This is a genomic window from Pedobacter sp., assembly GCF_041645105.1.
Lineage (GTDB): Bacteria > Bacteroidota > Bacteroidia > Sphingobacteriales > Sphingobacteriaceae > Pedobacter.
Window position 1 is genome coordinate 317,534 of record NZ_JBAZQQ010000004.1, and the last position, 15,680, is coordinate 333,213.

Consider the following 15,680-nt stretch of genomic DNA (forward strand, 5'->3'; position numbering starts at 1 on the left):
ACAGCCAAAACGAATTTTTAAATAACTGATTCATAAAGATATGCAGTTCGAAATGTTAAAAGATAAGTCATCAATCATCAAGGTAATTGGTGTTGGTGGCGGTGGTGGTAACGCGGTAAACCATATGTACCGTCAAGGAATTACTGGTGTAGACTTTATTATTTGTAATACAGATGCCCAGGCTTTGGAGTTTAGTCCTATTCCCAACAAGGTACAATTAGGTGCCAGTCTTACGGAAGGAATGGGTGCCGGATCAATTCCTGAAGTTGGAAAGAACTCGGCTATTGAGAATATAGACGATATCAAACAAATGCTTGGCAGTACAACAAAAATGTTGTTCATAACTGCAGGTATGGGGGGCGGAACCGGAACAGGAGCCAGTCCGATTATTGCCAAAGCAGCTAAGGAACTTGATATTTTAACTGTTGCTATAGTAACTACGCCATTTGCCTTTGAAGGTAAAAGACGTAAGATGCAAGCAAATGACGGACTGGATGAACTGAAAAAATATGTAGATTCTTATTTGGTTATCTCCAACGACAGGCTGCGTGAAATTTTCGGTAACCTGACTTTAGGATCTGCGTTTTCACAAGCCGATGATATTTTAACAACGGCTGCAAAGGGTATTGCCGAGATCATTACTGTACCGGGATACATCAACGTGGATTTTAAAGATGTTCGTACTGTTATGAAAGACAGTGGTGTATCTATCATGGGTAGTTTTGCTTGTGATGGTGAGAACAGAGCTTTAAATGCAGTTGAAGGAGCATTAGCTTCTCCTCTGTTAAAAGATAATGAAATTGAAGGTGCAAGATATATCCTTCTAAACATTAGTTCTGGTTTACGTGAAGTAACCATGGACGAGGTAACAATTATTACAGATTATATACAGGAAAAAGCAGGTCTTTCTGCTGATCTGATCTGGGGTAACTGTATTGATGAAAACCTGGAAGATAAATTATCGGTAACGATCATTGCTACCGGCTTCCAAACTACAGAGCAACGAGATGAAGAGAAAAAGAATGTAAAGAAAATTTCTTTGCTTACACCTGAGGAAGCTCCATTGGTAAGAGCGGTTGAACCTGTAAATTCATTTATAGAACCTAAAGCACCAGTTTATTCGAATGAGCCTGTAATGAAGGCTAAAGAAGAAACAAAGCAATCAGATCTTTTTGGTGACTTGTTTAACGGGAATAAAAATCGTACTGCTGAAGAGCCTGCAAATGCTACAATCAGACATACGCTAGTAGAAGAAGAAGCTTTTGATGAAACGCCTCAAGATTCTGGATTTGAATTCGAAATTAAGGTGGCCGAAACAGATTTTGTGTTCGAAACTCCTGAAGTAGTTTTCAATAATGATACAGTTCCTCAAAGGGAAGAAGTGATAGAGCCAGGAGCTGATGATGATAAAAGCGATGAATCGATTGAAGATCAGTTAAAGAAATCTAAAGAGAGAATTCTCAGATTGAAAGACCTGAGCATGAAATTACGTACCAGTAATGGTTTACAGGAACTTGAAAATGAACCTGCTTATAAGCGTAAACAAATGCAATTACAGCAAGTTCAGCATTCCTCAGAATCGCAGGTTTCAAGATTTACCTTAAGTAACGATGAAGACGGATCTACTGAGATCAGACCAAATAATTCATTCCTGCACGATAATGTTGATTAATTCATCATCGTAACGGATCACAAAAAGCCTTGACAAATTATTGTTAGGGCTTTTTGGCTTTAAAAAGCAAGTATGTAAGCATTGTGTAATAGCTGGCTAATTATTTGATATAAGGCATATTAAACATAACTTTGCAAAAAAAATAGTAACATAAAAACATATAACATTGGATATTTTTGAAAAGATAGCGAAACACATGGGGCCGATTGGACAACATCACAAATGGTCACATGGATATTTCTCATTTCCTAAATTAGAAGGCGATATAGCTCCACACATGACTTTTCGTGGTAAAGAGCATTTGGTTTGGAGTTTAAATAATTATTTGGGTTTAGCAAATCACCCTGAAGTAAGAGAAGCGGATAGGAAAGGTGCTGAAGACTTTGGTATGGCTTACCCAATGGGCGCCCGTATGATGTCTGGTAACTCAAAATACCACGAGCAACTAGAGCAGGAGCTTGCTGCATTTGTAGGCAAGCCTGACGCATTCCTTTTGAATTATGGTTACCAGGGCATGGTTTCGATCATCGATAGTTTAGTAGATAGAAACGATGTAATCGTTTATGATGCAGAGTCTCATGCTTGTATTATAGATGGTTTGCGGTTGCACATGGGTAAACGTTTTGTTTATAAACACAATGATATTGAAAGTGCACGTAAACAGCTGGAAAGAGCTACTAAATTAGTAGAGCAGAGTGGTGGTGGTATCTTGGTGATTACAGAAGGTGTTTTTGGAATGTCAGGTGCACAAGGAAAGCTCAAAGAACTAGTTGATTTAAAAAAGGATTTTAATTTCCGTTTGTTAATTGATGATGCACATGGTTTTGGAACAATGGGGCCAACTGGTGCTGGTACACATGAAGCTCAGGGTTGTATTGATGGTGTAGATGTTTATTTCGGAACTTTTGCTAAGTCGATGGCTGGTATTGGTGCATTCGTTGCCTCAACGGAAGAAATGACTAACTTTTTCAGGTATAACATGCGTTCACAAACTTTTGCCAAAGCATTGCCAATGCCAATGGTAATAGGTTTGTTAAAACGTCTGGAGTTATTGAAAAACAATAGTGAGTTAAGAGATAAACTATGGAATATCGCTACTACACTTCAAAAGGGCTTAAGAGAGCGTGGTTTTGACCTTGGTGTTACTGATACTATGGTTACGCCTGTTTTTCTTAAAGGTGAACTATTAGAGGCTACTGCATTAACCATGGATCTTCGTGAGAACTATGGTATATTCTGTTCGATTGTAGTTTATCCTGTTATCCCTAAGGGATTAATTGAACTTAGGTTGATTCCTACTGCAGTTCATACACTGGAAGACGTACAGCGTACCCTGGATGCTTTTAGCGAAGTGTCAGATAAATTGAAAAGCGGATACTATAAGGAACATCAGTTCTCTATCGCATAGTATTTATAAGTATAACAAAAACGCCCTTCATAGCTGTATGAAGGGCGTTTTTGTTTTTTAATATTTTGTAATTGCTTAAAAATCAGTTAGATGAATTATTAAAAGCGACTAAAATTGTTTATAACCCCCTGAAATGTGGAAAAAAAGAGGGTTTTTGCGTATTTATTTGTTATTGCAACTATTCATTTATTGAAATAAACATCTTACTTTAGTAATAGAGTATTAATCAAAACCTTAAACCAATTAAAGTAGTAAAATTAACGATGAAAAAATTTAACGAAGTAAAGGAACTTGTTGCAGCTTTAGAAGCTGATGCTGACAAATTCTACAACAAAGCTAACAGCGCAGCAGGTACTCGTGTACGTAAAGGTATGCAAGACCTTAAAAACTTAGCACAGTCTATCAGACTGGAGATTCAAGACACTAAAAATAAGGCCTAACCAGTTTTAATTGTTTTGATAAAAAAAAAGTGTCCTGAGTTATTCAGGACACTTTTTTTATGTATTAATTTGTGTTTTATTTAATGACTCTGTTTGTCTCTGCTATAATTGCTGTTCTTAAAGAATCAGTAACCTTTACAAGTGGCAAACGTACGTGATCATCACAAATACCCAAATGTTTTAATGCTGCTTTTACTCCTCCTGGATTTCCTTCCGCAAACATCATTCTAGTGAACTCAATTAAATTTAAGTGCAGTGGTAAAGCCGTGTTGAAATTACCTTTAAGGCATAGCCTGATCATATCTGATAATTGTTGAGGCAAAGCATTACCAATAACAGAAATAACACCTACAGCACCTATTGAAATCATTGGCATAGCAACTGGATCATCCCCAGAAATCAACATGAAATCTGCTGGCTTATCGCGCATGATCTGATTAAACTGATCGAAGTTGCCAGATGCTTCTTTAGTACCGATAATATTTTTAAAATCGTTAGCTAATCTACATGTTGTCTCCGGACTCACATTGCTTGCTGTACGTCCAGGTACATTGTAAAGTAATATAGGTAATGAACTACTTTCACTAATGGCTTTATAATGTTGATATATTCCTTCCTGAGTAGGCTTATTATAGTAAGGACTGGCAGATAATATAGCATCATAACCATTTACCTCAAAAGTCCTGATACTGTCAGTAATTTCAGCTGTGTCATTTCCACCAATACCTGCAACTAGTGGCAATCTACCATTGTTAACTTCTGCAGTAAATTCCCATATCTTCTTCTTATCTGCTTTATTTAGTGTTGAGGCTTCACCAGTAGTACCTAAAGATACCAGGTATTCAACCTTTCCGTCAATTAAATGGTTGATGAGTTTTCTTAACCCATCATAGTCTACCGTTCCATCTGCATTAAAAGGCGTAACCAATGCCACACCTGTTCCGTGAAATTTGTTCATTTTTTATTCTTTACTTCAATAGCTCTAATAAATCATCTTCTGAAATCAGCGGAACGTTTAGTTTTTTCGCTTTCTCCAGTTTTGATGGACCCATATTATCTCCGGCAACAAGATAATTAAGTTTCGCAGAGATGCCACTTAATATCTTACCACCATTACTTTCAATTATGCTTTTAAGCTCTTCTCTACTATAGTTCTCAAAAACGCCTGAAATTACGAATGTTTTTCCAGTTAACTTCTCACTTTCTAAGGTAATTTCATTTTCTATGGCTTCAAATTGCAAACCGTATGATTTTAAGCGTGTTATTTGATGTATATGCTCTTCCTTGCTGAAATATTCTATGATGCTTTCGGCTATTCGCTGGCCAATTTCATCAATTGAAGTCAGCTCTTCCAGGCTGGAGGTCATCAATTTGTCTATACTTTTTGTTCCAAAAGCCAGTTTTCGAGCGACAGTTTCCCCCACATACCTGATGCCCAGGCCGAACAATACTTTTTCGAATGGCATTTGTTTAGATAACTCAATTCCCTTTAACATGTTTTCGATAGACTTTTCTCCGAATCTTTCCAGGGTCTTTAATTCATCAGCTTTTTCATGAAGTGTGTATAAGTCGCTGATGTGCGCAACCAGTTTACGCTGATAAAAAGCTTCAATGGTTTCGTCGCCCAAGCCGTCAATGTTCATTGCTTTTCTGCTAATGAAATGCTGGATTTTACCTACAATCTGTGGTGGACAAGCTTCATCATTAGGACAATAAAAGGCGACTTCACCTTCTTTTCTAATTAAAGGGGTATTGCATTCCGGGCAGCTAGATGGGTAAATAATGGGGTTTGCACCTGCTTTACGTTTTTCCAGGTTTACATTGATGATTTTGGGAATGATCTCACCACCTTTTTCTACAAATACACTATCGCCCTCATGCAGATCAAGTCTTTCAATTTCATTGGCATTGTGCAGTGTTGCTCTTTTTACAGTAGTTCCAGCCAGTTGGACTGGTTTAAGATTGGCAACTGGTGTGACGGCTCCGGTACGACCTACCTGGTAGGTTACCTGTTCAAGTACTGTTTCTACTTCCTGAGCTTTGTATTTATAGGAAATCGCCCACCTTGGAGATTTAGCTGTAAAGCCAAGCTCCTGCTGTTGTGCATAACTATTAACCTTGATGACAATTCCATCAATATCGTATGATAATTTAAACCTTTCATTCTCCCAATGTTGGATAAATTGTAATACTTCTTCAATGCTATTGGTTAATCTGGTGTGTTCACAAATATTAAAACCCCAGGTTTTTAGAGTCTGCAGACTCTCCCAGTGTGTCTTGAAATAGTTTTTGTCTGTATTTAGTGAATACAAAAAGCAATCTAAAGGTCTTTTTGCTACCTCTTTTGAATCCTGCATTTTAACCGTTCCTGCGGCAAAGTTTCTAGGGTTGGCATATTGTACTTCACCTAGCTCTTCCCGCTCTTTGTTTAGCCTGTGAAATGCAGCACGGTGCATAAATATTTCACCTCTTATTTCGAATACAGTAGGGACGTCAGCGGCTTTTAAATGATGGGGAATGGTATGGATTGTTTTTACATTTGCAGTAACGTCATCACCTTTTGTTCCATCACCACGTGTCACTGCCTTTACCAGTTTTGAACCTTCGTAAGTCAGGCTAATAGAAAGTCCATCGAACTTCAATTCACATACATATTCAAAATCATCTCCAATAGATTTCTTGATACGTTCATCAAAATCTCTTAAATCCTGTTCATTATAAGTATTTCCCAGAGATAACATAGGCCACTTATGCTTTACTGTAGTAAAGGACTTGGTAATCTCTCCTCCAACTTTTTGAGTCGGTGAATTTGGGTCAGCAAATTCCGGATGTGTCAGCTCTAATTGCTGTAGCTCCTCTAATTTCTTGTCAAATGTATAATCAGCTATAGTCGGCATAGCCAACACATAGTAGTTGTAACTGTGCTGGTTAAGCTCCTTAACCAATGCATCCATCTGCTCTTTAACCTCGAATAATGACATAATTGCGAAGATACGAATTAGCGAGAATTGCTAAGTTTTTTTTCTATGTCAATAAAAATAGATAAGTAGTCGCTCTGAATATTGTTTTTAAATATTTCCAGTTGTAAAGTTAACTGCTCAAGCTGTGCTTCTGTAAATGGCTTATCCCATAAACGCATGCATATGCGATTGAGTGCATAAGCAATATTTTCCATTTTTTGATAGCTGAAAAGATACCTGCTGGAGATAAAGTTAGTGAGGAATTCGAAAAATACAGCACTATCTTTAATGGAAGACGTATGTAGGAAACGTTTCAAAGCCCCTTTATTTGCTGAACTGAGCTTTTCATAAAAAGCACTGATATTAATTTGCCCCTGGGAAATTAACAAATGATCAAGAACAAGTTCAAGTCCGATGTGAGCAAGAAAGAAAGGTTTTACCGGACTGTTTTCACATGATGGCAGAATCAGTTGCTTTAGTTGATTGCTATGCAGTACAAAATATTCAGAAGAATGAAAAATCTTATCTACAGATATGTGCTTTTCCCAACCCTTTAAAATAGAAGCTTGTGCAGGCTCTGATTGAAAAAGGTGGCTGATTTTAAGAGGATATAGGTTCTCTTCCTTATGGGCATTTTTGATGAAATCAGGTAGTACAACTCCCATTACCATATTTTCATCGGGGTTATTTCGTTCAAAATAAAAATGGGATAAGAAGTTCATCGAGCTAAAAATAATGATTATTGTTTAATAAGAGGGTTTTATAGCACTATGAAATTTAAGGATAACTTAGCTTTTCCTATATTTGCGCACAAAATAGATTATAATGACCAATTTCGTTGAAGAGTTACGCTGGAGAGGCATGTTGCAGGATATGATGCCCGGAACTGAGGAAAAATTAAATGAAGGTATGGTATCTGGCTATATAGGTTTTGACCCGACTGCAGATTCACTGCATATCGGGCACCTTACACAGATTATGACATTGATTCATTTTCAGCGTGCCGGACATAAACCTTATGCTTTGGTAGGCGGGGCTACAGGAATGGTTGGTGATCCTTCTGGTAAATCTGATGAAAGGAATCTTCAGACAGAAGAAACCATTGAACTTTACCTTGCCGGGATGAAACATCAGCTTTCCAAGTTTCTTAACTTTTCTGAGGGAGGAAATGGTGCTGTAATGGTGAATAATGCAGATTGGTTTAAAGATATGAACCTATTTACCTTTATCAGGGATGTTGGTAAGCACATTACGGTTAACTATATGATGGCTAAAGATAGTGTAAAAAGACGGCTTGAAGGTGATTCAGGTCTTTCATTTACTGAGTTTTGCTACCAGTTAATTCAGGGATACGATTTCTATTATTTATGGAAAAACATGAACTGTCTTATTCAAATGGGTGGTTCAGATCAGTGGGGTAATATTGTTACCGGAACAGAGTTAATCAGACGAAAAGATGCAGGAACGGCATTTGCGATTACTACTCAGTTGATAAAAAAAGCAGATGGGACTAAGTTCGGTAAAACGGAAAGTGGTGCTGTATGGTTAGATCCTAAAAAGACTTCCCCATATAAATTCTACCAGTTTTGGTTAAATGCTTCTGATGAAGATACCAAAAAGTGGATTAAGATATTTACCTTGAAAACACAGGCAGAAATTGAAGCATTAGAAGTTGAGCATGATACTGCTCCGCACCTTCGTGTTTTGCAGAAGGCTCTGGCGGAGGATATTACAATCAGGACCCATTCTGAAGAAGCACTGGAAACAGCCGTGAAAACATCTGAATTCTTATTTGGAAATGGATCTCTGGAGTTTTTTAAAACCCTGTCGGATGCTCAGGTTTTAGAAATATTTGAAGGCATTCCTCAATTTTCAGTTTCAAAAAATGAATTGGCTGAAGGAATTGATGCAGCTACTTTACTTGCCGAAAAATCAAGCGTCTTTGCTTCAAAAGGGGAAGCAAAGAAACTGATACAAGGTGGTGGTGTATCTGTAAATAAAGAAAAATTGAAAGATCCTGCAGATAAGCTAACGGTTAATGACCTGCTAAACGATAAGTTTATTATTGTTCAAAAAGGTAAGAAGAATTACTATCTACTTATTGCTGAAAATTAAATCAGACAAAAATAATTTACTCCGCTTATCATAACTCGTTGGATACAAGTTGTAGTAAGCGGATTATAAATATAAATCATCCATTATTGTCAAAGGTTAAAATTGTAGAAACAAAATCATTCCTGTTCGATAAAAGATTGTATTAATTAACCAGTAAGTTGCAACCTCTGATATCGGCATTATCAAAACGGCCCAACACTTCAAAGGAGCCATCAGGAAATAGCTTTCCAAGATCTTGAGTTGCTATAAATGAACATGAATTGACATTGGCAAGGTCAATGATATTGATCCCCCCGGTTTTGTTATTTGGTGATAAGCTTAAAGGGTCATTGGTATCGCGAAGAAAAATCTTCATCCATGGTGGACAATTGAAGACCCCATTTCCATAAGAATAAGCCTGTGATAAAAGTTCTGTCATTCCATATTCACTATGTATGGCCTGGACACCAAAGCCTCTCTGTAGTAATTGATGAAGCTCTTCACGTACCATTTCTTTCCTTTTGCCTTTCATTCCTCCGGTTTCCATAACAATCAGCTCTGGGAAATCTACTTTATATTTCTCTATGAAATCAAGTAGTGCATAAGTAACTCCAATCAATATTGTCTTTTGATTTGTCGATTGTAGTTTTTTTAATTTTAGATAAAGTTCATCATGATTGTGCAGGAAATATCCGCTGTCCGGGTGCTTACTCTTATTTAGTAAAGCGTCTACCATATAAATTAAGGAAGAGCCGTCTCTTTCCAGGTAAGAGGGTAGGAGTGCAAGTAAACAGGTATTTGTTACGCTTCCGTAGAATTGTTCAAATGCCATATTAAAACTCTGCTCGTATACGCTAACATCAGTCACTAAATGTTTACTCTGAATCATTCCAGTGGTACCGGAACTGCTGAAGATAATCTCAGGAGTATTGCGGGAACTAAGTACTTCGTGAGTTTTAAAAAAACTAATGGGTAAATATGGAATTTGGGTTAAACTAGTAACATCCTTTGCTAATATTCTGAGGTGATATAAATATTCCTTATAAATCTGACAGTTTTCGGCCTGTTGATTGAATATTGCAAGGCTGGCTTGTTCAAACTCATGCGCATTGCTGATAGAGAAAATATGCTTTGTAAGATCGGTCACAGTGCAAAAATACGCAAGAATTTCTAATTAGGACTTGGTTTTTGTGACCAATACCGCTTTTCTGAAATGATATCCACAAAACCCGCTAACAGCTGCTGCGAATGCACCTAGTAAAGCACTAAGTGCTAGAATTAACCACCATGCTTGTACACCAAACATCTGGGCAACGCGCATGGCCAATATATTGTTATTAGGCAAGCTCTTAAAAAGTGCCATGCCTGTCCATAGGAGTAAAATTGCAAAGAAAGGTGACCATAAAGCTATTTTTCCCGTTTTACCTATCAAACCACAGGTGGCAAAAGAAATGATGATAACAATCCACCATGGAAGTACCATTTGTAATAGATAAGAGAGGATAATGATGACTATAAATACCATGATATTATTTTTTGGATATTTTTAATTTTGAAATTATTGTGGCGGAGCTATCATCAGCCGACTGCATAAAGAACAGATCATATAATTTTCCGCTAGCCCATTTGTCAATCATATTGTCGTAAAATGGACTACCCGGGTTACCCGATTGTCCACCTGGAAATACGCCATGTCCTTTAGGATTCTTACCTAGTTCAACCACCATCCTCCAGGAAGGGCCATTTCCCTCATTTAAAGCATTGATGGTCATTTTGCCTCCACCAGTTAATAAAACTTTAGAACCAAAACCCGGTATTTTTGCCAGGTGTTGAATTTGAGTGTGTTTTACATTAGCCCATTCCCAGGATTTACCGATAGGTCCATATTTCTTTTCGAGGCTATCGCAACTGAATTTAAAAGACTGGTTGATCAGCTCTGCCAGCGTTTCCTTTATTGGGGTATGGATGTTGTCTATCCATTTAGCATTTTGTTCATGTAAGATCAATTGTACCGTTCTGTCTCTCGAAGGGTAACGCATAGGAATATCAGGAACAGTAAATTCATCATCCCATATCTCAAATTGTAATCTTTTAGTCCATAAATCAAATACACTGGCTGCTATTGATTTGGCGTCATAAAATTTGTTCCAGTCGGTAACAGAACGTAATGCTTCTTTTTGTGTTGCATTCAGTTTGCTTTTGTCAATCATGCCCAGAATGGTTGGGAGGATATTTTGTGCATGAATGCTATAGCTGTCAGTTTGCATGTTAATAATGCTGTCGGCCGTTGCGTTTTTCATTACACTTAGTCGATCATTTATGCGTTTTCCACGTTCGTATGGGCTAAACTCCCAATTGATATAATAGGGATAGCTAGGGTCTGTGGACGATTGGTTTGCTGAGCTTACAAAGCCTCTATCTGGATTTTTAACAGTTGGGTTTTGGGAAGCGGGAATCCAGCCCTGCCAGTCATTCTGTGGATCTGAACCATCCAGAATAAATTTACCCTGATCTTTCCATTTTAAGGGATATTTCCCGTTGGCAGTTATTGCGATATCATTTTGTGCAGATGCAAAAATAAAGTTCTGTGCAGGGGCAGTATAAAATGTAAGCGCTTTACGATATTCATCGTAATTTTTAGCTCTGTTTAAGATGTAGAATGTTTTTAACTCATTTGATTTTTCATGAGCAATCCATCTTAAGGCATTTCCAACCGGGATATTCTTTGCTTTTGAGAAATCTTTAGGTTGCTGAAGATAAACTACAGGACCATGATGGGTATAAATAACTGTATCGATTATATTTTTGCGTCCTCTGACTACAATTTTTTCCAATCTGGTTGTAGTGCTCTTCCATTGATTATTATACCAGTAATTTTTATGGGTATTGTCTTTAAATTTAACCTGGTAAAAATCTAATACATCCGCAGCGACATTAGTTACACCCCATGCAATATCCTGATTAAAGCCAATAACAACACCTGGGGCACCAGGTAAAGATACACCATAAGTGTTTAAACCGGGAGCATGGAGCTGAATCTGGTACCATATAGAGGGTAATGATAAATCAAGGTGCGGGTCGTTCGCAAGAATTGGTAAACCTGATGCAGTCTTTGAGCCTGATAAGGCCCAGTTATTACTGCCAATCCCTTCTTCTTTCTGTTTTGTTTTAATAGGAGAAGTTATAGCTTCATCAAAAGATGCAGGAGTTTTTGGAATAGGCAACGGCGTGAAATTCCATTTAGTGCCTACTGGAATTATGGGCTCTTCTTTAAAAGGGTAGTCAGGAAAAAGGTCTTTAACAACATCTGCTCCGAACTTTTCCTTGATATTGGTCATATAAAATTCATCAGAGCCCATGGCTAGAACGGCCGACATCTGTTTTAATAGTAATGCACATTTCAGGGGTGTCCAGGCTTCAGGTTTAAAATCTAGTATTTTATATTCAATCGGTAATTTTGCTGCAGAAAGTGAATTGATATAAGCGTTCACACCAGCGGTATATGCCATGATCATTTCTTTGGATTCAGGTGAAGCCATTATCCCTTCTAAGGATTGTTCAGCACCATATACCATCCCCATTCTACGTTGATATTTATCCAATTCCAATGCTTTTTCACCAACTACTTCCGATATTCTTCCGGCGGCAAACCTGGTTTGAAAATCCATTTGCAGTAAACGATGCATCGCAGTAACATAGCCTTGAGCGAAGTATACATCGTGGTCGTTTTGTGCAAAAATATGAGGAATCATACGGTCATCAAATGCAATATCAACAGTTTGTTGTGTGCCCTTTAAAATAATTTTATTGTTCTTTTTAACTGTTATATGTTCTGCATTTTGCCAGAATCCAGTAAATGGATTTAAAAACTTTAATATTGGAGGGATATTCCCGAATTTGGTATTAAGAGCGAAAACCAATAATATAGGGATGATAATGCAAATGAATGCCTTTATTTTACTTGTCATAATCTGGTATAAAAATATAAATTATGCTATAATCTATTATCCTGAAATTTTCCTACGGCAATTTAACATAAAACTTTATTGAACGCAATGATTTGATTTTTTATATAAGAAATAATTGAGGAATGTTATTTGTTAATCAGAAGAATTTAATTAAGTTTATGTTAAATCAAAACTTAATTAAATTGTATGAAGAAAATGTTTACAAAAGCGACCTATGCACTTTTATTATGTCTGGCCGGCTTGTCGGCTCAGGCACAAAGTGTCGTTATTAGTGGCTTGGTTACCGACAAGCTTACTAAGCAACCAATACCAGGTGTTGGGGTCACAGTAAAAGGCACTACCAGTGGAACGGCAACAGATGCAAATGGCAGGTATTCATTTAGTACAACAAGAAAAGCTCCCTTTATCCTGGTCATCTCATTTTTGGGGTATACATCGGTAGAGCGGGAGATTACAGGTAATAGTTCAGGCGTAACAACTGAATTGGAGCCAGCAGTTATTTTAGGGCAGGAGGTCGTAATTTCAGCGTCGCGGACACCAGAGCGAATTCTTGAATCACCGGTTTCTGTAGAACGCATGGGCCAGGCAGCTATTAAGGAGCTTTCCGCCCCTTCTTTTTATGATGCTTTAGCGAATATGAAAGGAGTAGAGATCAGTACTCAAAGTTTAACTTTTAAATCAGTTAATACCCGTGGATTTAACTCAAACGGTAATACTCGTTTCAATCAATATGTGGATGGGATGGACAACCAGGCACCAGGCTTAAATTTCTCCGTAGGTAATATCATTGGTATTTCAGATCTTGATTTAGATAATGTGGAGTTGCTGCCAGGTGCATCTTCGGCTTTGTATGGTGCTGGAGGGATTAGCGGTACAATGTTAATGACTTCAAAAAATCCATTTAACTATCAAGGTGCAAGTTTTTCTTTTAAGACAGGAGTTAATCATGTGAATGATGCCAATACAAGCAATCAGCAATTTAATCAGTTAGATGTTCGCATGGCAAAAGCATGGAACAATAAGTTTGCAGTAAAAGGTACTTTCTCATTCCTTCAGGCGCAGGACTGGCAAGCGGATAACTTTAAAAATTTTGACAGAAATTCACGCCAGGTTAAAGCTGGTGATAGAAATTCAGATCCAAATTATGACGGTGTGAATGTTTACGGAGATGAGGTCAGTCAGAATATGAAAAATGTAGCACAAGCGGTATTAAATGCAGGTACATCTGGTTTCGTACAGGCTGCCCTGAATTTACCTGTTCCGCCAACCGCAAGCCAGATTGCAGCTTTTAAATCTGACCCAAATGGTTTAGCGGCTCTCAATGGCTTTTTGAGTACTGATGCGAGGTTTAAGCCCTTTGTTGCGGGTTTAGCCAACCCAGGATTGCTTCCAGATCAGAATGTGTCAAGAACAGGATATGACGAGCGTTATCTTGTAGATTATAAAACACAATCCTTAAAAGCATCAGGATCCTTACACTATAAGTTTACCAATACCATTGAAGGTATTGCACAGGCAAATTGGGGAACAGGAACTTCTGTTTATACCGGATCCGACCGTTATTCATTACGTAATTTCAGTATCGGTCAATTTAAGCTGGAATTGAAAGGGGAAGATTTCTTTATTAAAGGGTATACTACCCAGGAAAGATCAGGTGACTCTTATATATCTTCAATTTTGGGGAGTTATATAAATGAACAATCTAAGGCTTCAAAAGATTGGTTCCCTCAATATGTAGGAAATTATATCGGTGCAAAAGCTTTGGGTAAAACTGATGCAGAAGCACATGCGGCGGCCAGAACTGTTGCTAATCAGGGACGTTTTGAACCTGGTTCGCCACAATTTGAAGCCGCGAAGGATAAAATTATGAATACAACAATTGCTAGTACAGATTTCGAGAAAAGAGAATATGGTGCTAAGTTTAACGATAAAACGAACCTTTATCATTATGAAGGCATGTACAATTTCAGTAATGCCTTTAATAATGTAGTGGAGTTTCAGTTAGGGTCTTCCTATCGTATTTTTCAGTTACGTTCTGGTGGTACAATATTCGACGATTTGAATAATAAAATTGATATTAAGGAGTATGGAGCCTTTGCCCAATTGGGGAAAAAAATGTTCAATGAAAAAGTAAAACTAACCGTATCCGGAAGATATGATAAGAGTAGTAATTTTGAAGGGCGTTTTACCCCAAGGGTAACCGGTGTATTTACGGTAGCTCCAAATAATAACATCCGTCTTTCTTATCAAACAGGATATCGTAATCCTACTACTCAAAATCAATATATTGACCTTTCTGTTGGAGGTGGTTCGCAACGTTTAATAGGTGGCTTGCCCTCCAGTTTAAACAAGTATTCCTTATTTACCAATAAGCCCTACACAGACGTAAGTTATCGGGCTTTCCTTGCTTCTGCAGCTAATGGAACACCAAATCCATCATTGTTAAAAGTTTATGATTTTGATCCTAAGGGGGTTCGTCCGGAAAGTGTCCAAGCCTATGAAGTTGGTTATAAAGGGTTATTAGGTCCTAAGTTCATGATAGATGCTTATGCATATTATAATACTTATGAAGACTTTATTACAGCTGTTGATGTATATCAGGACAATAAGGATGGTACTTTCACTAAATTCGGAGTGCCTGTTAATGCCAAAGGAAAAGTAGACTCATATGGTGCTGCACTCGGTTTAGATTATTTGCTTGGTAAGTTTAATTTGAGTGGAAACGTATCTTATAATGAGATTGGAGATCTTCCTGATGGTTATATTAATGATTTTAACACACCTAAAATGCGTTATAATTTAGGTTTCGGAAACAAGGAAATCATTAAAAATGTCGGTTTTAATGCCGCATATCGCTGGCAGGAGAAATTTTACTGGAACAGCTCATTTTCATCTGGCGAAGTTCCTGCATATGGCACTATAGATGCACAGGTTAATCTTAAAGTTCCATCTGTGAATTCCATGATTAAAATTGGTGGTTCAAACCTTCTGAATAAATACTATTTCACTTCATATGGTAACCCTTCAGTAGGTGCATTGTACTATGTGTCGTATACATTTAATCCATAAAAATATTCTTTTTTTAAGTTTAAGGCCTTGACATTCACGTCAGGGCCTTTTTGTTGCCTTAATTTTATC

At 37.5% G+C, this 15,680-nt stretch carries 11 protein-coding genes; 5 read left to right on the forward strand and 6 right to left on the reverse strand.

The window, feature by feature from the left end; genetic code table 11:
- The first annotated feature begins 40 nt into the window (after positions 1 to 40).
- The 3 genes from ftsZ (at position 41) to WC623_RS14715 (ending at position 3,520) form a co-directional block, all read left to right on the forward strand.
- The gene (gene ftsZ / locus WC623_RS14705; RefSeq protein WP_372852341.1) at positions 41 to 1,672 is read left to right on the forward strand and encodes a cell division protein FtsZ; all 1,632 of its coding nucleotides are present in this window, start codon (positions 41 to 43) and stop codon (positions 1,670 to 1,672) included.
- A 166-nt stretch (positions 1,673 to 1,838) separates the two neighbouring features.
- A complete protein-coding gene (locus tag WC623_RS14710) occupies positions 1,839 to 3,080 on the forward strand; it encodes an aminotransferase class I/II-fold pyridoxal phosphate-dependent enzyme (protein WP_372852343.1) in 1,242 nt (413 codons plus the stop codon).
- 263 nt (positions 3,081 to 3,343) lie between these two features.
- Positions 3,344 to 3,520 carry a histone H1 gene (locus WC623_RS14715; protein WP_349785553.1) on the forward strand — a complete coding sequence of 59 codons (177 nt, stop codon included), beginning with the start codon at positions 3,344 to 3,346 and terminating at the stop codon, positions 3,518 to 3,520.
- A gap of 76 nt (positions 3,521 to 3,596) precedes the next feature.
- Here WC623_RS14715 and dapA read toward each other — a convergent pair whose 3' ends face one another.
- The 3 genes from dapA to WC623_RS14730 are packed head-to-tail and all read right to left on the reverse strand — an operon-like array spanning position 3,597 to position 7,202.
- A complete protein-coding gene (dapA, locus tag WC623_RS14720) occupies positions 3,597 to 4,478 on the reverse strand; it encodes a 4-hydroxy-tetrahydrodipicolinate synthase (protein WP_372852345.1) in 882 nt (293 codons plus the stop codon).
- A 10-nt stretch (positions 4,479 to 4,488) separates the two neighbouring features.
- The gene (gene ligA, locus WC623_RS14725) at positions 4,489 to 6,501 is read right to left on the reverse strand and encodes an NAD-dependent DNA ligase LigA (protein WP_372852347.1); all 2,013 of its coding nucleotides are present in this window, start codon (positions 6,499 to 6,501) and stop codon (positions 4,489 to 4,491) included.
- Between the two features lie 17 nt (positions 6,502 to 6,518).
- Positions 6,519 to 7,202 (reverse strand): hypothetical protein, encoded by a 684-nt coding sequence (locus WC623_RS14730; protein ID WP_372852349.1) that lies wholly within the window; start codon positions 7,200 to 7,202, stop codon positions 6,519 to 6,521.
- Between the two features lie 103 nt (positions 7,203 to 7,305).
- Between WC623_RS14730 and tyrS the strand changes: the two genes are divergently transcribed.
- On the forward strand, positions 7,306 to 8,595 hold the full coding sequence (gene tyrS / locus WC623_RS14735; RefSeq protein ID WP_372852351.1) for a tyrosine--tRNA ligase: 1,290 nt from the start codon (positions 7,306 to 7,308) through the stop codon (positions 8,593 to 8,595).
- A gap of 142 nt (positions 8,596 to 8,737) precedes the next feature.
- Here tyrS and WC623_RS14740 read toward each other — a convergent pair whose 3' ends face one another.
- From WC623_RS14740 to WC623_RS14750, 3 genes are read right to left on the reverse strand one after another with little or no spacing between them, the layout of a single operon-like run.
- The gene (locus tag WC623_RS14740; RefSeq protein WP_372852353.1) at positions 8,738 to 9,721 is read right to left on the reverse strand and encodes an acyl transferase; all 984 of its coding nucleotides are present in this window, start codon (positions 9,719 to 9,721) and stop codon (positions 8,738 to 8,740) included.
- Positions 9,722 to 9,748: 27 nt separating this feature from the next.
- Positions 9,749 to 10,099: a hypothetical protein gene (locus tag WC623_RS14745; protein WP_372852355.1), complete on the reverse strand. Its 351-nt coding sequence runs from the start codon at positions 10,097 to 10,099 to the stop codon at positions 9,749 to 9,751.
- Between the two features lie 4 nt (positions 10,100 to 10,103).
- Complete coding sequence (locus WC623_RS14750) at positions 10,104 to 12,542, reverse strand: penicillin acylase family protein (protein ID WP_372852357.1); 2,439 nt, start codon at positions 12,540 to 12,542, stop codon at positions 10,104 to 10,106.
- A gap of 186 nt (positions 12,543 to 12,728) precedes the next feature.
- On the opposite strand from WC623_RS14750, the gene WC623_RS14755 reads away from it, so the two are divergent.
- Complete coding sequence (locus WC623_RS14755) at positions 12,729 to 15,611, forward strand: TonB-dependent receptor (protein ID WP_372852359.1); 2,883 nt, start codon at positions 12,729 to 12,731, stop codon at positions 15,609 to 15,611.
- The last annotated feature ends 69 nt before the right edge of the window (positions 15,612 to 15,680 follow it).